24 protein-coding genes are annotated in these 24,812 nt (G+C 54.7%); 13 read left to right on the forward strand and 11 right to left on the reverse strand.

Annotation, left to right across the window (positions count from 1 at the left end; genetic code table 11):
• Positions 1-157 precede the first annotated feature (157 nt).
• The 4 genes from K1718_RS17170 (at position 158) to K1718_RS17185 (ending at position 3,821) form a co-directional block, all read left to right on the forward strand.
• On the forward strand, positions 158-934 hold the full coding sequence (locus K1718_RS17170) for an ABC transporter substrate-binding protein (RefSeq protein ID WP_152502118.1): 777 nt from the start codon (positions 158-160) through the stop codon (positions 932-934).
• Positions 935-1,063: 129 nt separating this feature from the next.
• Entirely contained in the window at positions 1,064-1,777 is a 714-nt protein-coding gene (locus K1718_RS17175; RefSeq protein WP_152502119.1) for an ABC transporter permease, read from the forward strand.
• A complete protein-coding gene (locus tag K1718_RS17180) occupies positions 1,774-2,601 on the forward strand; it encodes an ABC transporter permease (protein WP_265681429.1) in 828 nt (275 codons plus the stop codon). The genes K1718_RS17175 and K1718_RS17180 overlap by 4 nt, the downstream gene beginning before the upstream one ends.
• Before the next feature lie 53 nt (positions 2,602-2,654).
• On the forward strand, positions 2,655-3,821 hold the full coding sequence (locus K1718_RS17185) for a trans-sulfuration enzyme family protein (protein ID WP_265681428.1): 1,167 nt from the start codon (positions 2,655-2,657) through the stop codon (positions 3,819-3,821).
• Between the two features lie 9 nt (positions 3,822-3,830).
• Here K1718_RS17185 and K1718_RS17190 read toward each other — a convergent pair whose 3' ends face one another.
• Entirely contained in the window at positions 3,831-4,736 is a 906-nt protein-coding gene (locus tag K1718_RS17190) for a LysR family transcriptional regulator (protein ID WP_152502122.1), read from the reverse strand.
• A 364-nt stretch (positions 4,737-5,100) separates the two neighbouring features.
• Here K1718_RS17190 and K1718_RS17195 point away from each other — a divergent pair, with 364 nt between their 5' ends.
• Positions 5,101-5,982 (forward strand): NAD(P)-dependent oxidoreductase, encoded by an 882-nt coding sequence (locus K1718_RS17195; RefSeq protein WP_152502123.1) that lies wholly within the window; start codon positions 5,101-5,103, stop codon positions 5,980-5,982.
• An 11-nt stretch (positions 5,983-5,993) separates the two neighbouring features.
• On the forward strand, positions 5,994-6,701 hold the full coding sequence (locus tag K1718_RS17200) for a DNA alkylation repair protein (RefSeq protein WP_265681427.1): 708 nt from the start codon (positions 5,994-5,996) through the stop codon (positions 6,699-6,701).
• 61 nt (positions 6,702-6,762) lie between these two features.
• Here K1718_RS17200 and K1718_RS17205 read toward each other — a convergent pair whose 3' ends face one another.
• From K1718_RS17205 to K1718_RS17215, 3 genes are all read right to left on the reverse strand, one after another.
• Entirely contained in the window at positions 6,763-7,836 is a 1,074-nt protein-coding gene (locus K1718_RS17205; protein ID WP_274706377.1) for an FAD-binding oxidoreductase, read from the reverse strand.
• 4 nt (positions 7,837-7,840) lie between these two features.
• Positions 7,841-9,076, reverse strand: coding sequence for an aromatic ring-hydroxylating oxygenase subunit alpha (locus K1718_RS17210; protein ID WP_265681426.1), 1,236 nt, complete (start codon positions 9,074-9,076; stop codon positions 7,841-7,843).
• A 142-nt stretch (positions 9,077-9,218) separates the two neighbouring features.
• Complete coding sequence (locus K1718_RS17215; RefSeq protein WP_265681425.1) at positions 9,219-11,255, reverse strand: NADH:flavin oxidoreductase; 2,037 nt, start codon at positions 11,253-11,255, stop codon at positions 9,219-9,221.
• 162 nt (positions 11,256-11,417) lie between these two features.
• Between K1718_RS17215 and K1718_RS17220 the strand changes: the two genes are divergently transcribed.
• Positions 11,418-12,080, forward strand: coding sequence for a TetR/AcrR family transcriptional regulator (locus K1718_RS17220; protein WP_152502128.1), 663 nt, complete (start codon positions 11,418-11,420; stop codon positions 12,078-12,080).
• Here the strand turns inward: K1718_RS17220 and K1718_RS17225 are convergent.
• Both K1718_RS17225 and K1718_RS17230 read right to left on the reverse strand, forming a co-directional pair.
• Positions 12,077-12,562: an Lrp/AsnC family transcriptional regulator gene (locus K1718_RS17225; protein WP_173006250.1), complete on the reverse strand. Its 486-nt coding sequence runs from the start codon at positions 12,560-12,562 to the stop codon at positions 12,077-12,079. The genes K1718_RS17220 and K1718_RS17225 overlap by 4 nt on opposite strands.
• A 148-nt stretch (positions 12,563-12,710) precedes the next feature.
• Positions 12,711-13,355 (reverse strand): uracil-DNA glycosylase family protein, encoded by a 645-nt coding sequence (locus K1718_RS17230; RefSeq protein WP_265681424.1) that lies wholly within the window; start codon positions 13,353-13,355, stop codon positions 12,711-12,713.
• Positions 13,356-13,487: 132 nt separating this feature from the next.
• On the opposite strand from K1718_RS17230, the gene K1718_RS17235 reads away from it, so the two are divergent.
• Entirely contained in the window at positions 13,488-15,029 is a 1,542-nt protein-coding gene (locus K1718_RS17235) for a sensor histidine kinase (protein WP_265681423.1), read from the forward strand.
• 17 nt (positions 15,030-15,046) lie between these two features.
• Here K1718_RS17235 and cobT read toward each other — a convergent pair whose 3' ends face one another.
• Positions 15,047-16,084, reverse strand: a complete 1,038-nt coding sequence (gene cobT, locus K1718_RS17240; RefSeq protein ID WP_152504322.1) for a nicotinate-nucleotide--dimethylbenzimidazole phosphoribosyltransferase — start codon at positions 16,082-16,084, stop codon at positions 15,047-15,049.
• Positions 16,085-16,191: 107 nt separating this feature from the next.
• On the opposite strand from cobT, the gene K1718_RS17245 reads away from it, so the two are divergent.
• The 4 genes from K1718_RS17245 (at position 16,192) to K1718_RS17260 (ending at position 19,259) form a co-directional block, all read left to right on the forward strand.
• Complete coding sequence (locus K1718_RS17245) at positions 16,192-17,064, forward strand: adenosylcobinamide-GDP ribazoletransferase (RefSeq protein ID WP_265681422.1); 873 nt, start codon at positions 16,192-16,194, stop codon at positions 17,062-17,064.
• Positions 17,065-17,090: 26 nt separating this feature from the next.
• A complete protein-coding gene (locus K1718_RS17250) occupies positions 17,091-18,284 on the forward strand; it encodes an alpha/beta hydrolase (protein ID WP_152502132.1) in 1,194 nt (397 codons plus the stop codon).
• 67 nt (positions 18,285-18,351) lie between these two features.
• Positions 18,352-18,546: a DUF1289 domain-containing protein gene (locus K1718_RS17255; protein ID WP_209006605.1), complete on the forward strand. Its 195-nt coding sequence runs from the start codon at positions 18,352-18,354 to the stop codon at positions 18,544-18,546.
• A complete protein-coding gene (locus K1718_RS17260) occupies positions 18,546-19,259 on the forward strand; it encodes a retropepsin-like aspartic protease family protein (protein ID WP_265681421.1) in 714 nt (237 codons plus the stop codon). Before K1718_RS17255 ends, K1718_RS17260 begins: the two co-directional genes overlap by 1 nt.
• A 7-nt stretch (positions 19,260-19,266) precedes the next feature.
• Here K1718_RS17260 and dusA read toward each other — a convergent pair whose 3' ends face one another.
• Together dusA and K1718_RS17270 are read right to left on the reverse strand one after the other, a co-directional pair.
• On the reverse strand, positions 19,267-20,298 hold the full coding sequence (gene dusA, locus K1718_RS17265; protein WP_265681420.1) for a tRNA dihydrouridine(20/20a) synthase DusA: 1,032 nt from the start codon (positions 20,296-20,298) through the stop codon (positions 19,267-19,269).
• Between the two features lie 303 nt (positions 20,299-20,601).
• Positions 20,602-21,990: a DUF3179 domain-containing (seleno)protein gene (locus K1718_RS17270; RefSeq protein ID WP_265681419.1), complete on the reverse strand. Its 1,389-nt coding sequence runs from the start codon at positions 21,988-21,990 to the stop codon at positions 20,602-20,604.
• A gap of 368 nt (positions 21,991-22,358) precedes the next feature.
• Between K1718_RS17270 and K1718_RS17275 the strand changes: the two genes are divergently transcribed.
• Complete coding sequence (locus K1718_RS17275) at positions 22,359-22,601, forward strand: hypothetical protein (protein WP_265681418.1); 243 nt, start codon at positions 22,359-22,361, stop codon at positions 22,599-22,601.
• Positions 22,602-22,742: 141 nt separating this feature from the next.
• On the opposite strand, the gene K1718_RS17280 is transcribed toward K1718_RS17275, so the two are convergent.
• Positions 22,743-23,336, reverse strand: coding sequence for a hypothetical protein (locus K1718_RS17280; protein ID WP_265681417.1), 594 nt, complete (start codon positions 23,334-23,336; stop codon positions 22,743-22,745).
• A gap of 99 nt (positions 23,337-23,435) precedes the next feature.
• Positions 23,436-24,494, reverse strand: a complete 1,059-nt coding sequence (locus K1718_RS17285; RefSeq protein ID WP_265681416.1) for a hypothetical protein — start codon at positions 24,492-24,494, stop codon at positions 23,436-23,438.
• Positions 24,495-24,812 lie beyond the last annotated feature (318 nt).

Genomic DNA, 24,812 nt, shown 5'->3' on the forward strand with positions numbered 1-24,812 from the left:
CGGAATACACGCAGCAAGCGCGAAAAAGGCATGCTAACACTGTGTTTTTTTCACACACATGCTTGAAATTCAGTCTGAAGTGTATGGAATAGGGCCATCGGGCAAAAAGGCAGGAAGAACCTGTCTGCGCCGCGAAAAATGATTAGGGGAACTAAATATGCGTGTATTGCGTATGGCTGCGGCCGCCGTTGCAGTTCTGGCTGTTGTCGGTGGCGCTGAGGCGAAAGACTGGTCCAAGGTGCGCATCGGCACAGAAGGTGCTTACCCTCCGTTCAACTCGCTGACCGCTGACGGACAACTTGTCGGTTTCGATGTCGATATTGCAAAGGCGCTTTGCGAGGAAATGAAAGTCGAATGCGAATTCGTCACCCAGGACTGGGACGGAATGATCCCTGCTCTACAGGCTGGTAAATTCGATGCCGTCATTGCGTCCATGTCGATCACGGAAGAGCGCAAACAGAAGGTCGACTTCACCAACAAGTATTACAACACTCCGCCGGCAATTGCGGTACCCAAAGATTCTGCAATCGCTGGTACGAGTGATGCTGACCTTAAAGGCGTAGCACTTGGTGCTCAGTCTTCCACGACGCACTCCAACTATGCTGAAGAAAAGCTCGGTTCTGCAGATCTGAAGCTCTACCCGACGCCGGACGAGTACAAGCTCGATGTAGCCAGCGGTCGTATTGACGCAGTGATTGACGATGTTGTCGTGCTCTCAGACTGGCTTGCGACCGACGACGGTGCCTGCTGCAAGATCCTCGGCACACTGACGCCGGATCCTGTGATCAACGGCGAAGGCGCTGGTATCGCGATCCGCAAGGATGACGGCGAGTTGAAGGAAATGTTCAACCAGGCCATCGAAGCCATTATTGCGAACGGCAAGTACCAGGAAATCAACGACAAGTACTTCACGTTCGACGTGTATGGCGGCTGATTTTATTCTGGATTGATCGCTAAATAAGCGCGGCGCGCTTGCGTGCCGCGCTTTGCTGTAGGGTAATAGCCCACAGACGGCCGGAGGGGCGGCCAACAACAACAACAAGACAGAAAGAAGCGCCGGCTCATGAATGAAGCTTTGACGCTGCTATCGTTTGGGGAACAAGGCTGGGGCGACACTATCGCGCTCGGCGTCATGATAACGGTCGCATTGGCAATCTGTACCCTGCCCTTTGGCCTCATTCTCGGGTTTCTGATTGCTCTAGCAAAAAACTCTTCAGAACCCAGTCTGAAGCTCGCAGCCAATATCTACACGACAATTTTTCGCGGCCTGCCTGAACTCCTGACTCTGTTTCTTGTATATTTCGGTGTGCAGATTGGTATTCAGCAAGGACTTAAACTGCTCGGCTTCGATGTCTATTTCGAAGTGAATTCTTTCGTCGCCGGCATGGTCGCTCTTGCGCTGGTTTTTTCCTCCTACGCTTCTGAGGCATTTCTCTCCGCATTTCGAGGCATACCGCAAGGCCAGTATGAAGGTGGCTATGCTCTAGGCCTGTCCCGATATCGCACGATGACGCTTATCATTTTGCCTCAGCTTATCCGCCTTGCTCTTCCCGCGCTCAGCAATCTGTGGCTCATTCTTTTGAAAGAAACATCACTGGTATCGGTCATCGGTCTTGCCGACCTGATACGTGAATCCGGCATTGCGGCAAGGGTCACAAAAGAACCATTCCTGTTCTTCGGGCTCGCCTGTCTGATTTACCTCGTTTTGGCGATGATCTCGTCTGCAGGATTGAGCCGTGTCGAACGCTGGTCCAAACGGGGAGAGGCTTCAAGATGATTGCAGCCAGTCCCGAATCCGGCGCTAAACGCCCTCCAGCCCCGCCTCGCCCCTGGACAAATACGCGCATTTTTGGCAACGCGCTGATGGCCCTCTGGATCGTCGCAGGCGTGTCGCTGGTCTGGTATCTGGGAACCAGTGTGGCGAGCCCCTTTTTCCAGAAATACTGGCAGAAATACATTGATGGGTTTCTTGTAACCCTACAAATCGTCAGTTTGTCGCTTCTCCTTGGAATGCTGCTGAGTGTGCCGGTCGCCTTTGCGCGTTCTTCCAGTTGGAAGATATTTTCCGCACCCGCCTATGCATTCGTCTATTTCTTCCGCGGCACACCGCTTCTGGCTCAAACTTTCCTGATCTACTATGGCGCTGGTTCTTTCAGGCCTGAGTTGGAATCCATCGGACTTTGGGGATTTTTCCGAGACGCGTTCAACTGCGTAATCTTTGCTTTCTCTTTGAACACATCTGCCTATCAGGCCGAAATTCTGCGGGGTTCGATCCAAAACGTGGCCAAAGGTCAATGGGAGGGTGCCGCTGCGCTTGGCCTTTCCAAACCCGTGACCTTTTTCAAGATCATCCTGCCCCAGGCCTTGATGGTCGCCTTGCGCCCTTACGGCAACGAAATCATTTTGATGATCAAGGGGTCGGCTATTGCGTCCATCGTGACGATTTATGACATCATGGGCGAAACCCGGCGCGCCTATTCCCGCTCCTACGACTTCCAGGCCTACATTTGGGCCGCAGTGATCTATCTGATGATCGTCGAGACCTTGCGGCGAATCTGGGACAAGATCGAAGCCCGCCTCACACGCCACCTGAAACGCTGATTGCCGGCGTTTCGACCGGTTCTAACGCACCTTTTCCATGAGGATACCTCGTTATGTCCGCGACCTTGCCCAAAGCTGAAGGCCTGCACCCTGATAGCCTGTTGGCTCATGCCGGGGGTGGCTTCGATCAAGCGACCGGTGCCGTTGTCCCGCCGATCCAGATGGCAACCACATTTGTCAGGGACGAAGACTATGAACCTGTCAGCCCCGGTCACGTCTACAGCCGCGACGACAATTTGCTCTATCAGAAAACAGAAGGTTTGATCGCGGCGCTGGAAGGAGGTTCCGAAAGCCGTTTGTTCGCTTCAGGCATGGCGGCAGTGGCTGCGGTGGCACGTATCGTCAAACCGGGCGGCACGCTGCTTGTACAATCCAACATTTACTGGGGAACCACACTGTTCCTGCGCAAACTATGCGCCCGCAATAAGGTGGCATTGATTGAAGCGGACGCTGCGGACCTGCAGGCTTTCACCGAGGAACTCTCCATTACCAAACCGGACCTTGTCTGGCTTGAGGTTCCGAGCAATCCGTTTTTGAAGGTCGCGGACATCAAAAGCATAGCGCAACAGTGTAGTCAGGCGGGTGCCGTTCTGGCGGTTGATGCGACCGCTGCTACTCCCTTGATCCTGAAACCACTGGACCTGGGTGCAGACCTTGTGATGCATTCAGCGACGAAGGCACTGAATGGCCATTCTGACCTGCTGGGCGGTGTCGTGACCACAAAGGATGCTGCCTCAGAAAGCTGGACACTGATCAGCGAAGAACGAAAGCTTGCCGGTGCTGTTCTCGGTTCTTTCGAGACATGGCTGCTTCTGCGCGGTCTCAGGACGCTGTCCCTGCGGGTAGAGCGCATGAACAAGAACGCCATGGCAGTTGCAGACTTTCTGGCAACCCATCCACGGATCGAAGCGGTCCTCTATCCCGGCCTCAAGAGCCATCCTCAGCACGATCTCGCGAAATCGCAAATGCAATCGGGTTTTGGGTCGCTTTTATCCTTGCAGGTCAAGGGTGGCAGGGAAGCTGCTCTGAGTGTTGCAGGAGCACTCGACCTCTTCCAGCGTGCAACTTCGCTTGGTGGTACGGAAAGCCTCGTTGAACATCGATTTACGATTGAGGGCCAAGGTTCCGGCATTCCGGAAAACCTGCTGCGGCTGTCCGTTGGAATTGAACACGCAAATGATCTGATTTCCGACCTCGATCAGGCTCTGGCAGCACTCTAGGCCGATGTTCTAGCAAATGCTTTTGGACTGGTGTTCCTGCTCGGCCCGCATGGTTCTGAGCCAACTCATGAACGCCTTCAAGGGGGGGCGTTTTACGCCTGGCCTCGTTGCCATGTAGTATCCTGTCCCCTCATAGATGCTGCCCTCAATCAATATGACCAGATTTCCAGTCTCAAGGTCGGGCTCTACAAATGCGGTCGCAACAGCGGAAATACCGTCTCCCCTCCGCAGACCTTCCAGGACCATATAGCCGGGCATGTGGGTGACATTCAGCCTGCCACAAGGCACCTTGCCCTGTTTTTCCAACCACAGTTTCAGTTCGTTGCTGCCGTATTCCTGAAGCCAGGGAAAATCCAAAATGTCTTCGGGTTTTTCGATCTTCCGATCCTTCACCAGACAACTTGCTCCGACGACCGCGAAATGCGTTTCCATAAAGAGCTCAGCTTCAATCCCCGGCCAGTCTCCATCGCCATACCGTATCGCCAGATCTGCACCGCCTGGTGTCAGTTCGACGACTTCCGGCGTTGGATTGAGCATCAATTCAATTTCAGGATGCTTCAACCGAAAATCATTGATCCTCGGCATTAGCCAGCTGACTGCAAAGGAAGGTGTTGTCGTTATGTGCAGCGGCCTTGCGGCATCGTCTTCAAGGAGCTCATCCACCGTTTCCTGAATTGCCTCAAACCCGCGTTTGAGACCGTTGAAAAGCAATTCTCCTTCTGGTGTCAAAGCAATGCCCCGGCCCTCCCGGACAACCAATTGCTGACCCATGAAGGTTTCAAGACTGCGAACTTGCTGACTGATCGCCGCATGCGTGACATTCAGATCACGACCCGCAGCTGAGAGACTTTTTCGTTCCGCGACCGCAGTGAAGGCTTTCAACGCATTGAGGGGTGGAAGCGAGCGCCAGTCCATATGTAATTTTTCCTTACATATTAAAAATCTTCCTGATTGGTAATTTGTGCCAAAAGACATCACTTTTCAACCAGTCACAACGATGAGGAGTTGTAAGCAGATGTTAAGTCTTCAAGTACAGAAGTTTCTCGATGCCAGTCGCTTCACATCCTACACACGACCCGATCCGAGAACACAGCAACACCTTGACCTTTCGGCAGCAAGGCATGGGATGCCTGCAAAGTTTTGGCAGCGCAGGCCCTATTGGCTCTGATGCATCCTGTTAGCTGACAGCAGGACGCAAATGGCCTAAAACCATGACGACTTGAATTTTAGCAAGGCCCGGCAGATTTGTCGGGCCTTCTCATGCAGAAGGAGCGTCTTCGTGGCAAAGGTTGCATTCATTGGTCTCGGTGTCATGGGCTATCCGATGGCCGGTTTCCTGAAAACCAAGGGAGGCCATGACGTTACGGTCTACAACCGCACAACTGCAAAGGCCGAAAAATGGGCGGCGGAATTTGGCGGACACGTTGCCCACACTCCCAAGGAAGCCGCCGAGGGATGCGATTTCATTTTCGCCTGCGTTGGTAATGATGATGATCTCAGGTCAGTAACAACCGGACCGGATGGTGCTTTTCACAGCCTTAAATCCGGAGCCGTTTTTGTCGACAACACCACCGCCTCGGCCGATGTTGCCCGCGAACTCTATGCTGCCGCGAACGAAAAAGGATGCGGTTTTATCGATGCACCGGTTTCCGGCGGCCAGGCAGGCGCGGAAAATGGCGTCCTGACAGTGATGTGCGGCGGTGATCAGGACGTGTTCGACAAAGCCAAGCCGGTCATTGATTGTTTTGCAAAGTCCGTTGGTCTCATGGGCGACAGCGGAGCAGGACAATTGACCAAGATGGTCAACCAGATCTGCATCGCGGGTCTTGTTCAGGGGCTCTCTGAAGCTATCCATTTCGCCAAAAAGGCCGATCTCGACGTCGAAAAGGTCATCTCCGCGATCCGGGGTGGCGCAGCACAATCATGGCAAATGGAAAATCGCTGGCAAACCATGAATGCTAGCGAATTCGAGTTTGGATTCGCAGTTGACTGGATGCGCAAAGACCTTGGCATCTGCCTGAGCACCGCAAATGAAACAGGTGCACGTCTGCCGGTTACCGCCCTTGTCGACCAGTTCTATGCCGAAATACAGGCCATGGGTGGCAATCGTTGGGACACGTCCAGCCTAATTGCGCGACTTGAAAATGCAGACAAGAAGTAACGTCGGCTGACATGAAGGGGCGAGAGGGCGAACACTGGACCGTTGACGATGTCCTGGCAGAACTCAGATCTTCCGGTTCGGACACAAACCGCGCTGGAATGGCGCGGTTTGGTATAGAGATCGACCAGGCATTCGGTGTGCCGATGTCCGTGTTGCGTCCCCTCGCAAAAGAAATCGGCAGATCGCCCGAGCTTGCACGAGAGCTTTGGGCAACGGGTTTTCATGAAGCACGACTTCTTGCGATCCTGTTGACGCCAGCGAAGGCCATGACGTCCGAGCAGGCTCTGACCTGGTTGGAAGACATCGGCTCTTGGGATTTGTGCGATCAACTGACTAACATCCTGGCGCGGCGCGCAGATTCGAACGCCTTGGTTCCGAAATTGGCACTAGATGAGAGAGAGTTCGTCAAAAGGGCTGCCTTTGCCCTGATTGCCTGGCGTGCGGTTCATGCCAAGAAAGCACCTGATGCGGAGTTCCTTGAGGACCTGGAGCTGATCCGGAAGGCTTCGAGCGACGGACGAAATTTTGTCTGGAAGGCCGTTCACTGGGCCTTGCGTCAGATCGGCAAACGCTCCGCTCAACTGCACGGCCCTGCCCTGGCTCTTGCCCTTGAACTCCAGGCCTCGGACGACAAGACTACGCGCCGGGTCGGCAAGGAAGCTGTCAAAGAGTTGGATTCAGAGAAAGTGCGCCGCCGCCTGGGCTTACTTTCACGTTAGCCCAACACTTCCAAATGGAGCGGCCGCAAACTTTGATTTCCGTGCTTCTCAATTCGGCTTATCAGACTTCCACTTCCACGGTGCCGATCGGGTTGGAGCAACAGGCCAGAATAAACCCTGCCTCAATGTCCTCATCGCTGATACCGCCGGAATGAACCATATGAACTTCGCCGGTAACCTTCCTGACTTTACATGTTCCGCAAACACCAAAAGTGCAGCCGGAAGGAATGTTGAGACCGGCTTCTTTGGCAACAGCAAGGACTGTGTCTGTCTGTGAGCACCACGCTGAAACCTTGGAGTTGGCGAAGACGACTTGAGCCTGCAGATCCTCCTGTGGCACCAAATCATCGAATTCGGTGAGCTCATCTCTTGTCTCGGCGGGGGCCTGAAAGCTCTCCTGATGATACCGCTCCATGTCATATCCAAGCGCATTCAGGATTTCACGGACGCTCTCCATGAAGCCATCCGGGCCACAGCAAAAGACATCACGGTCCAGATAGTCGCTGCACATGAGCCCGAGCATCAATTGATTGAACCGGCCACGATAGCCGGTCCAAACCTCGTATGGATCGCTTTGATTGACGACAAAATGCAGCTGCAACCCCGTGACCCGGCTTGCCATATATTCCAGTTTTTGCCGAAAGATCAGTTCCACCGGTCGGTGCGCGCACTGGATAAAACAAATGTCAGGGTCTTCACCCCGTTCAAAAAGCGTCTGCGCCATGGACATCACAGGCGTCACACCGGAACCGGCTGAAATGAAGAGATATTTGCCGTCCGGGACTGCTGGCAGATGAAACAGCCCCGCCGGACCAAACGCTTTCAGCCGCATACCTGGCCTGAGGTGATCAAGCATCCACCGCGTGCCGACACTCCCCTCCTGCGCCTTCACGGTCACGGTGATGTAAGCATTCGATACCGGCGATGAAGACAGTGTATAGGTTCTTTGAAGATGTCCCCCCGGGACAGGTAGATCCAACGTGATGAACTGACCCGCCCGATAAACGAAGCCAGCACCTGACGGAGGGCGAAACGAGAAGGTCTTCACATCGGGTGCTTCGGGCACCACCATTACACATTCAAGCAGTTCTTCGTCAGTCCAGACTGGCGTGTCGCGCGCAGGCATCGGGATCATGGCATCACTCCGCCGCCACCCGGAAACGGCCAAGCAGTCCGGTTTCCAGCGCCCTGGCGTACCATTCAACGAATTGTATCACGCCGCTTTCCTGAACCGGCGAATAAGGTCCAGGCTCATAAGCGGGCGACCTGATGCCTCGCTGGTTTTCTTCGATGATCTGACGGTCTTCGTTGTTTGTGTTGATCCACACTTCGGTGAGGCGATTGAGATCGTAGTCGACGCCCTCATTTGCATCCTTGTGAACCAGCCAGAATGTTGTGACTTCCGCTTCCATTGGCCCAATCGGCAGGACACGGAACATCAGGACATGATCTGACAGAAAATGGTTCCAGGTGTTCGGGTAGTGAAAGAAGAGGCATGAACCTGCATGATCGAACGGTATTGTTCCGGTCCGCCTGGAAACTGCAGGTTTTCCATCCATCGTATAGCTGACTGCGTCTCCGAGGATCGGGATGCGAACAAAACGCCACTGCTCATTTTCCGAGATGACATACCTGGACGGCAAACCGGCGTTCTCGCACCGTGAAATATGTTGCCTGGCTTCATTTGTTGTATTGGAATCATCGCCGCCAAACAGGTTTGGATCATCCGGAAATGTCCGGCAAAGAGACGGATGAGATCCCGAACAGTGATAGCATTCACGATTGTTCTCAAGCACCAGTTTCCAGTTACCCTTCTCAATGATGGAGGACTGATGGGCAACTTTCAGGTTTGTCAGATCATGTGGTCCGAGATACCTCGAAGCCTGCTTCTCCAGGTCGGCCGTGTCAGGTGCTGTATCGGCAAGGCAGATGAAAATCATGCCGGAGACATCGATGCAATGGACCGTCTTGAGGCCATGGTGTTTTGGGTTGAACTCCGGGCCCATATCGCGCGCCCAGAGCAAACTGCCGTCGAGTTCATAAGTCCATTGATGATACGGGCAAACAAGCTTGGGAGCCGATCCCCTTGCGGCTGAACAAATGCGGCTGCCCCGGTGCCGGCAGGAGTTGTGAAAGGCTCTGATCGCGCCGTCCGAACCGCGTACGACAACAACGGAGTAGTCCCCTATCTGCAGCGTGACATAGTTTCCGGATTTGGGCAGTTCCGCGCTTGGTACGGCAAATACCCATTCCTTGTGCCAGATGTTCTTCATATCCGCCTGAAAGACATCTTCGTCCGTATAGAACGCCTGCGGCAGGGAATACCCCTGCCTGCGGCTCATCAATAAAGACAGTATGTCCGCATCGCTGTACATAGTGATTGGTCCTTTCCAATCGGCATCATCGATCCGTTTTCCTGATGAAAATTAGAAGCTATTTTTGCTTTTCCCGTAGCGTAAAATCGGCACACGCTTATTCAGTTGAGACACGTTGAAAACATCGCAGCATGCGTGACTGTCATATGTCTTTCAGCAGTCGCAGCGCGTCATAGATTGCTGCATGGGTGTTTCGTGCCGAGACGGCGTCGCCGATCCTGAAAAGCGCAAAGGCCCCCTCGGGATTGGCTTCAAGCGGCTGCGGGCGACCAAAGATCAAGGCTTCCTGATTGATGGCGCCAAGGTTCTTTGATTTGGGCTTGAGCTCAAAATAGAGCTCATCCATGGGCATCGTTCCATGGTTGACGACAATCTGATCAAATTCCCGCGATTCCGCGTGCTTTGAATAATCAGTGCCGATCACGGCGGTTATCATATTGCCAGACCTCTTCGCGGCCTTCAGACGGTATGTCACGGTGAAACGAACATCCCTGTCCTGCAGCGCTCTCAAATAGGGCACAAGGTTCATCGCCATGACATCCGGCGCAAATGACCGGTCCGGGGTCATGATTTCCACATGAGCGCCGGTCTTTGCTACGATTTCGGCAGCCTGCAGCGCGGCGTGATCACCCGCGTCATCAAAGACAAGAACGCGCCGCCCCGGCTTCACGTCACCAGCGATGATGTCCCAGGAAGAAACGACAAGGTCGTTGCCTTCGTGCAAAACGTCCGTGTGTGGCAGCCCGCCTGTTGCAACAACAACGACGTCCGGTTTTTCAGCTCGGATATCGTCTGCTTCCGCAAAAGAATTGAAACGGAAGACGACATTCCTCTTCAGGCATTGCTCCATGCGCCAGTCGATGATCGACATCATCTCCCGGCGCCGCTCTGATTGCGCGGTCAAACGAACCTGACCGCCAGCATCCGGAGCTGCTTCGAACACAATCACGTCGTGCCCGCGTTCAGCAGCCACCCTGGCTGCTTCCATTCCCGCAGGCCCTGCCCCAACGACGACGACTTTCTTTTTGTCTGTTGCAGCATCAATTTCGTGCGGCATGGTCAGTTCTCGACCTGTCGCCGCATTGTGAATGCAAAGGGCGTCGCCTGCCTGGTAGATCCGATCGAGACAATAGGTTGCTCCGACACACGGACGAATGTCTTCTTCCCGCTTTTCGGCAATTTTCTTTACTAGCAGCGGATCTGCCATATGCGCGCGGGTCATCCCGACCATGTCCAGCAAACCTTCCGAAATGGCATGGCGGGCGGTGGCGACGTCCGGGATCTTGGCAGCATGGAATGTCGGCAGACCAACCTCCTTGCGGATCATTCCAGCAAAGTCGAGGTGCGGTGCATTCGGCATGCCCTGAACTGGAATGACATCCGTCAGACCTGGATCGGTATCAATATGCCCGCGGATGACATTGAGAAAATCGATCTGACCTGTCTCTTTCAAGCGCCTGGCTATTTGCAGGCCTTCTTCAGCAGACAAGCCTCCTTCCAGATCTTCGTCCGCCGTAAATCGCATCCCGACGATGAAGTCTGTTCCAACGCGTTCGCGGACAGCGTTTATCACTTCCAGCGAGAAACGCATCCTGTTGTCCAGAGAACCACCGTATGGACCGTCGAGCGTATTGGTTGCAGGAGACCAGAACTGGTCCATAAGATGGCCATAAGCCTGCAATTCAATCCCGTCCATCCCACCGGCCCGCATGCGCTCGGCAGCATCGGCATAGTCCTGGATGATCCTTTGAATGTCCCAATCCTCGACCTGTTTCGGGAACGCCCGGTGCGCTGCTTCCCTTTCATGACCGGCGGAGACCGCAGGCAACCAGTCGCCCTTGTTCCAGTGGGTGCGCCGACCAAGATGGGTCAGCTGGATCATCACCGCACAGCCATGATCATGACATGCGTCGGTCAGCCGCTTTACCCAGGGAACGACTTCGTCCTTGTAGGCAAGGATATTGTTGAACACCGGGGGCGAATTGCGTGAGACCGCCGCCGAGCCAGCTGTCATGGTCATCGCGACACCGGCTTTCGCACGCAGTTCGTGGTAAGCGCGATACCGGTCCTTTGGCATTCCGTCTTCAGGATACGCCGGCTCGTGCGATGTGATCATGATCCGATTTTTCAGCGTCAGGTTTTTGAGCCGATAAGGCTGTAACAGCGGATCTTTGGACATCAGCCTTCCTCTCAAGCGCATCAATCAGCGTTTGCAAAAGCGAGACTAATTGCGGGTGACCGCATGTGAAAAGACGTAAAAACGACATCTATGTCGTTTTTGAAAACATAGGTGTCAATTTTATTTGGCAGGACGATCTGTCACTGCTATCGAGAAAGAACAATGGAACACTTGATTGAAAAAACATCCGGCTGGCGCGGCAGCAGGGCGATCTGGATCGATGCTGCTTATCATGCGTTGCTTGAACAGGGGATCGATGGCGTAAAGGTCATGCCTCTTGCTGACCGCCTGAAGTTGTCTCGCACCAGTTTTTACGGTCACTTCTCGGACCGAAATGAGTTGCTGGGCGCATTGATCACGCTTTGGCAATCAAAGAACACCGGCAACCTGATCGAGCGAACAGAAGCCTATGCAGAAACAATCAATGAAGCCGTCTTCAATGTCTTCGATCTTTGGCTGATACCGGATCTTTTCGATTCAAGACTTGAGTTTGCGGTTCGGAACTGGGCTCACGTTGACGCCGTCCTGGCCAGGCAACTTGAGGAAGCTGACCAGATCCGGGTGGAAGCACTTCAAGCCATGTTTGAGCGGTACGGCTTTGACACTCTTTATGCGAACATTCGGGCCAATACCGTTTATCAGACCCAGATCGGCTACATCTCGATGATGAAAGACAGACCGTCCGAGCCGTTTCTACCGCGTCTCGAACGCATGCCTTATTATGCCGAGATTTTCAGCGGACAGCACGTAACCGAAGCAGAGTGTTCTCGTTTTTTCGCAAGGCACTCGTCCGGGCACCATGCGACTGGTGCAATACCAGCCTAATTGTCCGCGCGCGGCTTTTCAGCCGCAACATAGGCCAAAGGCAATGCCGTCGTATTCTTGATCTGCTCCATCGCGAACGTTGTCGAAACGTCCGATATCTCGATCTTGGCAATCAGTTTCTTGTAAAAAGCGTCATAGGCTTCAATGTCCGGAACGGCCACCCGCAGGAGGTAGTCCACCTGCCCGGCCATACGGTAAAATTCCACGACTTCCGGAAACTCCTGGATCACATCGGCAAACTTCTTCAGCCAGTCCTCAGAATGCTGGCTCGTCGTTATGGCGACAAACGCGGTTACCTTTGCGTTGACTTTCGTCGGATCAAGCAAGGCGACACGGCCAGTGATGACACCATCTTCTTCCATCTTCTGGATGCGCCGCCAGCAAGGTGTGGTCGACAAGCCGACACGGCGGCCGATTTCGGCAACCGGCACGGTGCAATCTTCCTGCAGGATTGAAAGAATACGGCGGTCAATGCGGTCAATCATTGTTTTTCGTTTCGTCTAGCTGCGGCGCGTTGCTCAGATCTTGGGAAATGATTTCAATTCCAAGCCAATCCTCGTAACGGAATTTCAACATGAATGTCAAATCCGCTCTTATTGAGAAAAAAATTCGAAATTGCGACCAATCCCTTTAATGGGATGTGAGGCGTGCGACTTCGCTTTGCAGAACTGGCACCAGATCCTTATCGAACCAGGGATTTTTCTTGAGCCACGCGTTGTTGCGCCAGGACGGATGTGGCAAGGGCAACACTTTTGGCTGGTCCTGCTCCGGTGGTTCCTCAAAATAGAACTGCCATCTGGATACGGTATCAGTAAGCGTTTTTCCGCGGCGGGCACCCAGATGGTAAGCCTGCGCATATTGTCCAATTACCAGAACAAGCTCCAGCTGAGGCATCGCTGCAAACAACTGATCATGCCAGGTTTTCCGGCATTCGTTGCGCGGCGGTAAGTCGCCTCCTTTTGCATCAAGACCGGGAAAACAAAATCCCATTGGTATGATGGCAAGCCGGTCTGCATTATAAAACACATCCTCCCCGATCCCCATCCAGTTTCTGAGACGATCTCCCGATGGATCCGTGAAAGGTCTGCCGCTTTTGTGAACTCTGGTTCCAGGAGCCTGACCGCAAATACAAAGCCTTGCAGAAGAAGACACTTGAAGGACCGGTCGCGGCGCGTGTGGCAGCGCAGATTTCTCTGGATTTTCAATGCATATACGGCATGCACGAATGTCGGCCGCAATGGACTTCAGGCTTTCGGAAATCTTCTTTTCAGACAATGAGTTGCACCTTGGCACAGCCGGTTAACACTTCTCTTACCACGCTCCTGAGGACGATCTTAAGGAATGGTGAGTCACCTTCAATAAACACGCAGTATCCAAATAACCAAATCAAAACCGTGCGGGCGGCAAATGGGCATCCTTGCGCCAGAAACCGGCGACGAAAAAGTCGCCATCAACCAGCAGCGAGCGAAACGTCGCCGCGAGCTGGCGCGCACAATGAACAATGTCCGCAGCAAACTGGGCACCCCAACCGGTCTGCACACAACTTTCGACCTTGAACGGCAGCATCTCTTTGCCGATACGCGCATCAATGCCGCCTATGCGGTTCCGCTACTGGCGCTCATCGTTGCCGCGATCTCGGTTCTATGGGTTGAACCGGTCTCGATTGGCGCATGGTTTGCCGTTGTCCTTTGCACCCATCTTTTGATGGTCGTTACCAGCCATTCCTACGAAAGAGCGCCGTCGGACCAGAAGGTGCGCTCTATCTGGCGTCGCCGTTTCACTATCGGCGAACTCATTTATGGCTGTAGCTGGGCTCTTTTCTTTATTCTTCCGCTCAAGAACGATGCCGGCGAAGGCTTCGTCATCTTTCAGTTCGCAGCTCTCTTGATCGTCGTGGCCATGAACACCATGCAGGCCGCAACGCTGCCGAAATGTCTTTTGGTGAGCACCATGCCGATCACGCTGGTGGTCACGATCAGCTTTCTGCAAAAAGTCGATCCAATCCACTATACACTGGCTGCAATGGCCATCGGAGCTCAGGGGTTCTTTCTCATCCTTGGCAACCAGCTCTTGAAAAACGCCAATACGATGCTGGAGTATCGCGCCGACAAGGATCACCTGATTGCGGAACTTGAAACAGCCAATGCGATGTCAGACGAAGCGCGGCGCCGCGCAGAGGCAGCCAACATGGCCAAGTCACGCTTCCTGGCAACGATGAGCCATGAGCTGCGCACACCGCTCAATGCGATCCTAGGATTTTCGGAAATCATGAAGGATGAAGTTCTGGGCGAGATGCACAACAAGACCTATCGGTCCTATTCAGAGGATATTCACGGGTCCGGTCAGCACCTGCTCAACCTGATCAATGAAATTCTGGATCTGTCACGCATCGAAGCCGGACGGCATGAATTGCACGAGGCACCTTTGTTGCTCGACGACGTCGTTGAAGAGTGCGGCACAATGATGAAAGTGCGCGCCAAGGCGAAATCGATCTCGATTTATCATACGCACGAACCAAACCTGCCAACCGTATGGGCAGACGAACGTGCGCTGCGCCAGGTGGTACTCAACCTACTCTCCAATGCCCTTAAATTCACTCCGGTTGGCGGAGAAGTCAGGATCATGGTCGGTCCGACATCAGAGGGCGGTCAATACGTTTCCATCAAGGACAGTGGACCTGGAATTCCTGAAGATGAAATCCCGACCGTTCTGGAGGCATTTGGCCAGGGGTCTCATGCCATCAAGAGTGCTGAACCGGGGACCGGACTTGGATTGTCGATCGTACAAGCGCTTATCGGCATGCATGACGGCAAGTTTTCTCTGAAATCGAACCCTGGAAACGGCACCGAGGTTACCGTCACACTGCCGCGCACCCGCATCATGAACTATTCGCCGGAAGTTCAGTGGGCACCGAGGAACGAAAAGGACAATGACGCCAAGTCGGCCTGAGACTGACCAGAACCGCGTCAGCTTTCTTCGTCGTCCGATTTTTCCGAAACGCCAGCATCCGCGAAAGTTGCCATGCCGGAATGCATTTCTGCGGCAGCCTTTGCAATACCGGCAGCAAGCGCTGCGCCCGAGCCTTCACCAAGCCGCATTCCAAAATCAAACAGGGCTTCCTTGCCCATGTGTTCAAGGGTCTTGGCATGCGCCTGCTCTGCGGAAAGATGAGCGAACAGGCAATGATCAAGGCCGTCGGGGTCCATTGCATAAACAACGGCTGCTGCCGCAGTCGTGACAAATCCATCGACGATGACGGGCACTCTTTGCAAGCGAGCAGCGATGATCAATCCGGCCATTGCCGCGATCTCCCGACCACCGACTTTGCGCAAGACTTCCAGCGGGTCTTTCTCGCCGCCAAGGCGGGCAACAGCTTTCTCAACAGCGTCACGTTTGCGCTTCAGGCCTTCATCATCAACACCGGTGCCGCGCCCGATCCAATCCTCTGCCTTTCCGCCGAAGAGACCATTGATGACCGCAGCTGCAACCGTCGTGTTGCCGATCCCCATTTCACCAAGACAAATCAGGTCAATACCGCCGGCAAGCGCTTCCATGCCGTAGGCCATGGTCGCAGCGCAGTTGGCTTCATCGAGTGCATCTTCCTGTGTGATGCTTGGCGTTGGCATGTCGACGGCAAGGTCAAACACTTTCAATCCGACATCATATGCGCGGCAGATCTGATTGATCGCGGCACCACCGGCGGCAAAGTTCTCTACCATTTGCCGGTTGACCGCGCTTGGAAATGCGGACACCCCTTCATCGGCAACACCATGAGCCGTGGCGAAAATCGCCACAAGAGGACGCGTCACCTTGGGCGGCGCATTGCCGGACCAAGCTGCCAGCCACTCTGCAATCTCTTCAAGTTGACCGAGCGAGCCGGCAGGCTTGGTCAGTTGTGCGTCCCGCTCCTTGACCTTGCGAACCGCTTCATCATCCGGTCCAGGCATGGATTTCACCAGATTGCGGATGTCATCAAAGGGAAGCGCGGTCTCGGAAAGGGACATGGATTTCAGGTTCCGGTTCTCAGGCCGGATCATGCCAGCCACTTGGTCTCGCTAAGGCGCTGATCTATAACGGCGCACACGCAAAACTCAAGCACAGGACCGGCCTGATGAGCCCTGAAACCGACCAACCTGCTGATTCAGGTGCAAAAACCGGAACCGACAAAACCCGGGATCACTTCAATCGGCTCACCAAGGGTTTCCCGGCACTGATGGCTGACACTGCAGCCTGCATTCGATTCTTTTCTCGTTTGCCCCTTCCAAAGGTCAACGCTCAAGACGATCCGGCAGCCGCGCCAGACTTTGCAAGGATCAGTCGGGCTGCGCCCATTGCCGGCGTGGCCGTTGCCTTGCCTGCCGCTGGACTTGGCATGCTTCTGGGCTATACGGCGCTTCCGGTTCTTGCCATTGCGGCTCTGATTGTCGTCATGCTGGCTGTGACGACAGGCGCCCTTCACGAAGATGGTCTCAGCGATGTTGCGGACGGCTTTTTTGGCGGTTCAACCCCTCAAAAGCGGCTGGAAATCATGAAAGACAGTCGCATCGGTGCTTTCGGGGCGTTGGCTCTGGTGCTCTCCGTCGTCTTGAAGATCGCGCTGCTTGCCGAACTTTGGCAGCGCTTCGACCCTGCGGATGCTGCCTTGCTTCTGCTTGGCGGAGAAGCGGCCAGTCGCGCTTTCATTGTCTGGCAGTGGCAACAACACCCCCTCGCCCGTCCAGACGGTCTGGCAGCCCGGTTCGGAAAACCCGACAAAACCTGTGTCCGGCAGGCGTTCTTGTTCACCGTTCCATTCCTGCTGCCCGCAGCCTTCCTGCTCTCGTTACCGGGCTTCCTGCTGGCCTGTCTGCTACCGGCGGCCCTGGCATTTGGCATTGGACAACTCGCAGACCAGAAGATTGGTGGTGTTTCAGGCGATATTCTGGGCGCAATTCAGCAAATTTGTGCACTTGGTTTTTTGCTTGGGATGCTTATGGTGCCCTGAGTTACTGAGTAAAGGCTGCCAAACAGATGACCGCCACTTTTCCGCGAGATCCGTTCTTCAAGCACCAGGCAGCATGCCTCAAGGCTTTCGCGATTGTTTTTTTGTGTCTCGGTCTCGGTGCCTGCGGCGGACGGCCTGACCTTGGCGCTTTGGCGCTGAACGACGCGCCCGCGCCGGGTGCAGAGGTCACCGACATCATGATCGTCACGACCCGCGACAAGGATGCGACCCCGGACACCTATTTCGGCGGTGAACGCGGACAGGCAATCGGCTATGCCGAAGCCTCCATTTCCGTTCCTCCGGATCATGAGCCGGGACAGATTGAATGGCCAAACAGTTTTCCCGGAGATCCAGAAAAGAACTTTGTAACCCGCAAGGCAGGCTATATCGCTGACAAGGCCTCCTTCACGAACGAGATCAACCGCAGACTTGCCTCAAAACCACGTGACGAACGAGAAATTTTTGTCTTCATTCACGGCTACAATACCCGCTTTCCCGAAGCCCTCTACCGGTTCACGCAGATCATTCATGATTCTGAGTTTGCAGGCGTACCGGTTCTGTTCACATGGGCTTCGCGAGGTAAGGTTCAGGACTATGTCTATGACCTGAACAGCGCTGCGATTGCGCGGCAAGCGCTGGAACAAACACTTATTCAGTTGTCAAACACACGCGCAGAGAAGATCACCATTCTCGCGCACTCCATGGGTAACTGGCTGTTGATGGAAACAGCGGTGCAGGCGTCTGTTAGCGACCGGCGCAAAATGACGCGCAAGATTGACGAGGTCATACTTGCAGCACCCGATATCGACATCGACCTCTTCAAGGCACAACTGAAAAAACTCGGCCGCCCGCCGAAACCATATATCGTCATTGTTTCTCGTGACGACCGGGCCTTGCGCCTTTCACGGGCCATTGCCGGTGGCAAAGAGCGAGTTGGCGCTTATTCCGATGACAAAGAGCTAACCGAACTTGGAGCCGTCGTCGTGGATCTAACGGAATTGGATGCCCAGGACGGGTCGCATCACTCGAAATTCGCTCAGTTGGCCCAGTTTCAACCGCAATTGCGCAAAACCCTCGGACAATCGAGCTTGACCAGGTCGGTAAACCGCGGAAACGCGGGGACGGTTGGCGATGATCTGGGCAATTTGGTGGGCAATACAATTGCGCTGCCCGTGCGCATCATTGCCGCCCCGTTCAATTATGCCGGCGGTGGAACTTGATGGTTCATTGCAATTGATTGAGGCCTGACGTCTTGGCAAAGCCATATTCCAGCGCCATATGCGCCACATGAATTCGCCATGTATAAAAATCTGCCAGATCGACCGAAACAGCGGCCTTTGCACGGGCTGCTGGCGTTCGCTCGACGAAATTGCCGGCTGGTCGAGCTATAGCGAAGAAACCCGCTCCCAGATCATGTCCGGGCTGGATAGCCGCAGGGTCGCACACGAAACGCGTGGTGGCGGCATTTCCGGAGCTCGCTGATGGGTGGCCCCAAGCAACTGCGCGGCCTCATCGTTGCCGTCCTGATCGTGGTCATGGGCATCGCCGTTTTCTACGCCGTATTCGGTGATCCGACAGACCCGGCCAACGCCAACTTCGATGACAGGGGCCCGCGCGTCGTGGCCTTGTCGGCACTGGCGTTTGTTTTCATCGCCAGCTTCATTTTCGGCCAACCGAAAGTGCGGGAAATCATCCAGGGAACGCTGTTCTGGGGCGGACTTTGCGCTCTTCTTGTGATCGGCTACACGTTTCGTACCGATCTTGTGCAGGCAGGCTACCGGGTTCTGGGTGCCTTGTCGCCGGGTCTTGCTGTCAGCCAACCTGATGGGTCGCTCCTGATTGTGCGCGATGCCGGGGGCCATTTTGTCCTTGATGGCCGTGTCAACGGTACACGGACCAGTTTCCTGCTTGATACCGGCGCCAGCGCAGTTGTTCTGAGCTATCAGGACGCCCTCCGCGCCGGCTTTGAGGATCGGGATCTTTCTTTCACAGTCCCGGTTTCAACGGCCAATGGAAGAACTCTGGTCGCGCCCGTGCGGATCGAAAGCCTAACCATCGGCGATCATACCTTGCGCAATATTCGTGCGTTCGTCGGAAGACAAGGCAATCTCGAAGCAAGCCTTTTTGGAATGACGGCACTGGACCGGCTGAGAAGCTGGCGGATCGAAGGCGACCGCCTGATCATGACCCCTTGAAGCAGCGCTATTCGGCAGCCTCGGCGTCATAGTCCGTCGGACTGACGGCAGCCAGAGCCTTCTCGACAACTTCGAGCCCTGCCCCCGGTTTGATCGCCCCGACAGTCAAAATGCGCCGCCAGGACCGTGCGCCTGGTCGTCCGTGAAAAAGCCCCAACATGTGACGGGTCATGTGAGCGAGTTTGACACCCTTGCCAAGCTGGACTTCAAGATAGGTCATATGCGCCCGCACAGCATCCCAGGGTGAAACATCACCCTCCTGGCTGCCATAGAGCCTGCGGTCGACCTCGCCGAGGAGTTGAGGCGTGTGATAGGCCGCGCGCCCGAACATCAAGCCATCAAGGTTTTCCAGAAAGGGCTCGGCCTGATCGAGCGTTTCAAGACCGCCGTTCAGGCCAATGAACCGCTCAGGCAATCGCTTCTTCAAACGGACGACACGGTCATAGTCGAGCGGTGGGATGTCCCGGTTTTCCTTGGGGCTGAGACCTTGAAGCCATGCCTTTCGGGCATGCACCCAGAGTGCATCCGCTCCGGCTGCAAAGACTTTGTCAGCCATGTCATCCAGGGCTTTCTCAGTGTCCTGATCATCGACGCCCAGCCGACACTTGACCGTCACCGGTATATCGACCGCGTCTTTCATTGCCGACACGCACTTGGCGACCAGGTCCGGCTCCTGCATCAAGCAAGCGCCGAAGCGGCCGGACTGTACCCGGTCGGATGGACAACCGACATTGATATTGACCTCGTCATACCCGAAGTCGGCCACAATTTTCGCAGCCTTTGCCATTTCATCCGGATCTGATCCGCCCAGTTGGCAGGCAATCGGGTGTTCAATCTCGGAAAAGCCAATCAGATGCTGCCGGTCCCCATGGATCACGGCACCAGTCGTCACCATTTCAGTATAGAGCAAGCCATGCGCCGTCAGCTGCCGGTGAAACGCGCGGCAGTGCCGGTCCGTCCACTCCATCATCGGTGCGACGGAGAAACGGTGCTGATCAGTCTTTGCAGCGTCCGCATCATAGCCTTTGATTTTATTCATTTTTCAAAACCTACAACGAAAACCAGCGCTTCTTCAGAGCACAGTCATCCGCGTCCTTCATGACCGTTGCCAGCAAACGAATACCATCCGCTGGATCAATCCCAAGCATGTGCTCTCGCTTCGAATGAGTTGCATATATCAAGACTCATCCAATGCGGAAAGATGCGATCTGAGGTCTGTCAGCGCTGCAATACTTGACCACGTCCCGGTTAGCATTCCGAGACAGGGCGGCTAGGTCGTTCGGATTTCAAGCCACAAACCAGGGCAGGAGATATCAGCTCCGGCTCCCTTTTACTTGATCCGTTACTCCGGCCAAAGCGCTGTACCGGGGTGAAATTGCGACCAGGCGAACCAGAAGGCCTGGTGACTGCCGAGATCGGAGCCATCGGCGTCTTGTGCGCGGATGCCTCCGGCGTCCAGTTTGAGACGCACGTTTTCAAAGGCGATTTCTTCTCCGCTTTGAAGCGCGGCCATTGCCTTGCTGCGCTGAAAGGCAACCGGTTTGCCTGAAGCAGTCAACGCGCCGATGATGTCCTCGTGAACGGGCAAGCGCGGATCGATGTCGCCGATGGGGAAAATCGGCCCATTTGCGTCGCGGGTATTGCGGAAATCCGGATCACGGCCGAGGGCGTAACGCTCTTTCAGCACCGTGGTGTCGGGATGCTCCTTTTTCCACCGGCCCCAGTCGGTCGTCACCACTGTTGCCTGCTCCAGTTTCAGGTTCTTCTCAGAAAGCGGGCCTGTCACCGCGTGGCCAAGAAATGTGTCAAAGACGGAATAAGTATTGAGGTCGTACATCACTTTGTTGGACCGGATCAGAAGACCTGAAGTGCGCAGGATCGGACGGTCAATGCCTTCCGGCATGCGATCCGTGAAGTATGCCTGGGCCGCCCCGCACAAGGTGCAATAGGGAATGCCCAGATCACGACCACCAAGCGTGTCGTTGACCATTTCGCGCACTTCCATGATCTGGCGCGGGTAAGCACGAGATTCGCCATTCACTGTAATTCCGAAAACGATATCGTCGTCTTTCAGCCAGCTTGCTTCTTGAGCGCTGATCACTTCCGGATTGTCGGCCGCCGGTATGCAATTGCACAACTCATCGGTTTTGTCGTGCGGACGATTGTCAATCAGAACACCTCCCCAGGACACCATTCGCCAGTCTATATCGCCTTCAATGAATATCTTGTCCCAGCCCGGGATGATGCTCGTGAAAATTTCGCGTTTGACCTGCAGATAGCCGGGTGGCGCTGGGATGTCCCATGCAATGAGATGATCCGTCAGGACGCCCCAGGCGTTTTGCTTTCGCAGGTCCTTGCCCAAAAGATCGGAAGCCGCTGTTGAGAGAGCCACATTCAGCTGAGGCGACGTGATGAAACGCATCAGATCACTAATGATCCAGGCAATGCGCGGGTCCTTCGACGCGGCAATTTCCGACAAGGCGACCACCTGGTCCCTGCCCCAAGCTGATTGCGTGACACTGTCGATGAACGCTGAACGGATTGCTTTTTGAAGGTCTTCGGGAAGCGGGCCATCCGGCACCGACGGGCGTTCGCCATAGGTCTCAATCACATAGTCTGGCAGCTTGCCGGCGTCTTGAGCGCGCAAGTCGTCGATACAGAAAAGACAAACCAGCGCAGTTATGAAAGCTGCAAGTTTCAAACGGGACCGTAAGCTGATTGCCACTGCCATTCTGTCGCCTTTCCAAGGTTGCCCACGCCATCAGTGCTTCCGCATGCGATGGGTCTTTCAACGCATGAGACACGGTAGAGCGCTGTTGCAGTGACCTGCCAATCACAAACTCATTAGGGAGCTGTGAGCTTCCAACGTTTGTCAGGCCTTGTGTTTGACTTCGTTACAGTTTCAAAGGTCCGATCAAACCGAAGTGATTGGTTGCCAATGTTTCTTGTCGCTATCCATTTTCCATGCGCACGGCCTTTCTGATCGCTTTACTGACAATGCTGGTGTTGCCCGCTGGTGCTGGGGAACACCGAAGCTTTTTCGGGACCTGGGGAACTGCAAAACAATGCGCGCGAGTACCACTGAAGTCCGGCGGAACCGTGCTCTCAGAACCCTTTGAGATCGGACCAGAGTGGCTCAGGCAGGGCCAATTGTGGTGCATGCTCAGCTGGGGCCCGGTTGAAAGGCGTGAAAACGGGCTCTTTTCAGCAGCCTATGCGCGTTGCGGAGAAGACAGCGTTCGTCAGTATTTTCTGGGCGTGAAACTGGAACAGGATGAACTCACACTCCGGTGGGATTTTCCGGTCAAGAACGGCCCATTGAGACGTTGCCCGGTGCATTAGTGGACTGCGCCTAACCACTTAAAAGTCGACGACTTGTCTGGGACAAAGCACGCATGCTCTCGCTTGCCGGAATGGAACTCACATCCTTCTCAGTCAGAGGAAATGTCAGACGTTCCCCGGGGCTAAAGGTCGAAACTCCAACTAGTTCGTTATCCGCTCCAGCGTGATTGTGTTTTCCAAACGCGCCCTGATGTCTTTCCTGATGACATCGGAAATCTCGTCGCAGTTTGCGACGCGTCTGCCGTATGAGATGACGACTTCTGCGTTTCCATCACCAGACGTCAGCAAGTGTTGTGTCAGCAAGAAAGGTAGCCGGAGCTCAAAACCATTGTCTTTGACAAAATTCGCTTCCGGATTGTTGGCCAATGCCGCTTCCGCCTCTTCTGGAACGCACTGCTCTCTGAATGCAACAGAGACATCGTCAATCATCACCTGATCGAGATGACCATAATCCAGAATGCCGGTTGGTTCCTCGAGCGTTTCGGCATGGATCAGGACAATGTCCGAGCCTTTTGAAAAGGCTGCGAAGGAAACCTTAAACATCCGCCCATTGCTCTCCTGACGATGATGCAATTCCCCAAGCGGCACAAAGCTTTCGCCGATACCGATCCGGTAAGCTGCCTGATGTGTCGTCGTGACGGTGTTGGAGTTACGATCAAGATAGTCATGGAACGCAGCGCTTGGCCCAGTTGAAAAGAGAAACGCGGCAAGGAGCGTCAGTCCTCTTGGCAGCATGCTTGTCCTCCGATTGTGCTTGCCTCAACGGCTAGGTCTATTTCCTTTACCTCACCAATTGCGGCAGCAACGTCCTCAAAGACATCGAGAGATAGCCCATCAAGCGTCTCCGGCAGCGAGCGCTTCCAGAACGTTGACGTAGCTGTCAGCGAAGGCATGCGCGGTTTCACCCGTCTGTAAAGGTTCCGAGTAGCCGAAGGACAAACATACCCCGGCCGCTGTCGAGACAATGGCAACCAGCACCGGATGGATGCCATGGTTCTGCGAAGGCATTAATAGAAGCTCAGAATAGCCCACAGCACGACCGGAAAGCTGTTCAAGGTCGCCTACATCGGTAACGCAAATCCCGCCAACAAAGGCAGTGTTTGCCGCCGACATCTGGTCGACCGTTGCCAGAGTGACAGCAAGAGGCACGTCTGCATCCATCAACAGGGACGGTGGACGATGCTCCGTGAACTGGGTCTGCAGAGCGCGAGCAATCTCAAGTGTATCTGCTTTACGATATTCCGGTCCCAGGAGCAGAGTGATACCGGCTACATATTCCCCGACTGCATCATGCGAAATGGCGGGGAGGCAATCGTCGCGAACATCTGTCGGGGCAACGATGCCGGTCCAACCCGTCCCCCCTGGCAAAACTGACGCCGCCTTGACTGCCGCGGCGCCAAAAGCCGAAGCAAGATGCAATCCGTTTTGTTTCAGACAGGCATGAAGCGCACTCAAGGTCTCAGGCCTCAGGATACGTAAAAAGCCATATGGTACGCGTTGGCTGCTGTCGGCCGGTTGGTTGACGGGCCAATTGGTTTCTTTCGGCCAGGACGAGAGTATTGATCGATCCCCGGAAAAACCTCTTGCGGCGAGCCCTTCTTCCACTGGCGCAGTCATCGGCAACGTTGACGTCTGCCAGGTTTCCGGTTCCTGCAGCAGGTGGTCAAGATCATTGAGAATGACCAGCGCCGAGCGTCCGTCGATCCCACCGTGATTGGTTACCAATGCAATCCAGGTAACCTCATCGTTTTGGCCGGTCACCAGATAGGCACGCCAGGATACGGTTGAAATGTCCAGGACCTGTTTGGCAATTTCGGTATAGAACGCTTCGACGTCAAACGCTTCTCCTGCTTGGTGAACCGCTATCTCAGTTTTTTCAAATGGAACGTCCACAACCCAGTCCCGGGAAGTTTGCCCTTCTATTCGAGCGCGCATCATAGGGTGACGGTTGTGGATCTGTCTCAGCGCCGATCGAAGCCTTGAAACAGTTGGCGGGACGTCAAACTTCGCCATCGCAACCAGCTGTATTCCGCCATTGCTTCGGCGTATGAGTTCAGAAAATAGAGTTTCTTGAGGTCCGAGGGATCGTTTCAATGAAGACACTCTGTGTTGCAGGTTTCCATTGAAAGTTAGGTTGTGCTGACCGTTTTCACAACAGCACGCCCAGATTCATTGCGACCCCGCAAGACCTCACCAAACGCTCAAGCCGAT

It is taken from the genome of Roseibium porphyridii, assembly GCF_026191725.2.
GTDB lineage: Bacteria > Pseudomonadota > Alphaproteobacteria > Rhizobiales > Stappiaceae > Roseibium > Roseibium porphyridii.

Coding starts and splice junctions, on each gene's coding strand:
- K1718_RS17170 (WP_152502118.1), top strand. CDS start 158: ATGCGTGTATTGCGTATGGCTGCGGCCGCCGTTGCAGTTCTGGCTGTT.
- K1718_RS17175 (WP_152502119.1), top strand. CDS start 1,064: ATGAATGAAGCTTTGACGCTGCTATCGTTTGGGGAACAAGGCTGGGGC.
- K1718_RS17180 (WP_265681429.1), top strand. CDS start 1,774: ATGATTGCAGCCAGTCCCGAATCCGGCGCTAAACGCCCTCCAGCCCCG.
- K1718_RS17185 (WP_265681428.1), top strand. CDS start 2,655: ATGTCCGCGACCTTGCCCAAAGCTGAAGGCCTGCACCCTGATAGCCTG.
- K1718_RS17190 (WP_152502122.1), bottom strand. CDS start 4,736: ATGGACTGGCGCTCGCTTCCACCCCTCAATGCGTTGAAAGCCTTCACT.
- K1718_RS17200 (WP_265681427.1), top strand. CDS start 5,994: ATGAAGGGGCGAGAGGGCGAACACTGGACCGTTGACGATGTCCTGGCA.
- K1718_RS17205 (WP_274706377.1), bottom strand. CDS start 7,836: ATGATCCCGATGCCTGCGCGCGACACGCCAGTCTGGACTGACGAAGAA.
- K1718_RS17210 (WP_265681426.1), bottom strand. CDS start 9,076: ATGTACAGCGATGCGGACATACTGTCTTTATTGATGAGCCGCAGGCAG.
- K1718_RS17215 (WP_265681425.1), bottom strand. CDS start 11,255: ATGTCCAAAGATCCGCTGTTACAGCCTTATCGGCTCAAAAACCTGACG.
- K1718_RS17220 (WP_152502128.1), top strand. CDS start 11,418: ATGGAACACTTGATTGAAAAAACATCCGGCTGGCGCGGCAGCAGGGCG.
- K1718_RS17235 (WP_265681423.1), top strand. CDS start 13,488: ATGGGCATCCTTGCGCCAGAAACCGGCGACGAAAAAGTCGCCATCAAC.
- cobT (WP_152504322.1), bottom strand. CDS start 16,084: ATGTCCCTTTCCGAGACCGCGCTTCCCTTTGATGACATCCGCAATCTG.
- K1718_RS17245 (WP_265681422.1), top strand. CDS start 16,192: ATGAGCCCTGAAACCGACCAACCTGCTGATTCAGGTGCAAAAACCGGA.
- K1718_RS17250 (WP_152502132.1), top strand. CDS start 17,091: ATGACCGCCACTTTTCCGCGAGATCCGTTCTTCAAGCACCAGGCAGCA.
- K1718_RS17255 (WP_209006605.1), top strand. CDS start 18,352: ATGAATTCGCCATGTATAAAAATCTGCCAGATCGACCGAAACAGCGGC.
- K1718_RS17260 (WP_265681421.1), top strand. CDS start 18,546: ATGGGTGGCCCCAAGCAACTGCGCGGCCTCATCGTTGCCGTCCTGATC.
- dusA (WP_265681420.1), bottom strand. CDS start 20,298: ATGAATAAAATCAAAGGCTATGATGCGGACGCTGCAAAGACTGATCAG.
- K1718_RS17270 (WP_265681419.1), bottom strand. CDS start 21,990: ATGGCAGTGGCAATCAGCTTACGGTCCCGTTTGAAACTTGCAGCTTTC.
- K1718_RS17280 (WP_265681417.1), bottom strand. CDS start 23,336: ATGCTGCCAAGAGGACTGACGCTCCTTGCCGCGTTTCTCTTTTCAACT.